The organism is Streptococcus sp. 544 (assembly GCF_013277385.1).
In the GTDB taxonomy this organism is placed as follows: domain Bacteria; phylum Bacillota; class Bacilli; order Lactobacillales; family Streptococcaceae; genus Streptococcus; species Streptococcus mitis_BA.
Genome location: NZ_VMMU01000036.1, coordinates 1 through 984, shown reverse-complemented (window position 1 = coordinate 984; position 984 = coordinate 1). Strand labels below are relative to the sequence as shown.

Sequence of the window (984 nt, the reverse complement as noted above, 5' to 3'; positions counted from 1 at the left end):
CTCTTATTATCTGAATAACATTAAAATTGAAATAGATTTTCCAAGAAGATCAACTTGGTTGCTAGCTCCTTTAGAAAAAATTGTAACAACTATTTCAGCTAAGCCTTATCAAATAAAACAGTCTGAAATTGTAAAAGAGGGCAAGATTCCAGTAGTTAGTCAATCTAAAATATTAGTTGAAGGATTTTCTAATAATTTTTCTAAGATTCTAGACTATAAAACAGACGTTGTAATATTTGGTGACCATACAAGAAATCTTAAGATTATAGACTTCCCTTTTGTTGTTGGTGCAGACGGAGTAAAAATTCTGTCTCCAATTTGCTTATCTGCAAAATTTTTAAAATACCACTTAGACTATACGCTATTATTTGTTAGGAACAGGGGCTATGCTCGACATTATTCGTATCTAAAATCTAAAATAATAGGTATTCCTTCAGTTTTAGAACAAAAGAGAATTGTCGCTAAAATTGACTTACTTTTTCAAAAAGTTTCTCAGCTTTAGTAATTATTAATTTTTGTGTACGTATACCTGGAAAATTAATTATAGTTTGAGAAAATCTAGTTTTGTTTAATATAGGAATAGTGGTAGATGATGTATTGTTCTTGAATTGTTTTTGCATAAAATCAGACTGTATAGCTAAAAGTAAAAATTTTGAGTTGACAAAATTAAATACTTCTATGCCATGCATTTGTTGATTGAACGCTCCATCAACACGAACAATCCCAGCAATTCCAATATTTCCAATACCATTTATTAAAATAGAACCTGCTTTTATTTTTCTGGATTTTGTATTTCCTAGAACCGATAAATATTCAGTTGTATTGTATAGTTCTCCTTGTAATAAATCAGCAGGTTTATAGAATGGTATTTCGCCACCGTAGTTTTCAGGGCTATTTTTAGATGGCGTGTTACCAGTACTAATTATTCCTATATAATTTAATGTTGTCTGTACCCAATTCATAGGTATCTTCCCATAATAAGAG

At 29.8% G+C, this 984-nt stretch carries 2 protein-coding genes; one reads left to right on the top strand and one right to left on the bottom strand.

All coding sequences use genetic code 11. From position 1 onward, the window contains the following. The coding region (locus HT728_RS10330; protein WP_226373517.1) for a restriction endonuclease subunit S at window positions 1-502 on the top strand (502 nt) is incomplete at its 5' end. Here the strand turns inward: HT728_RS10330 and HT728_RS10325 are convergent. After that, the coding region (locus HT728_RS10325; protein WP_240156601.1) for a restriction endonuclease subunit S at window positions 462-984 on the bottom strand (523 nt) is incomplete at its 5' end. The two genes, HT728_RS10330 and HT728_RS10325, sit on opposite strands and share 41 nt — an antisense overlap.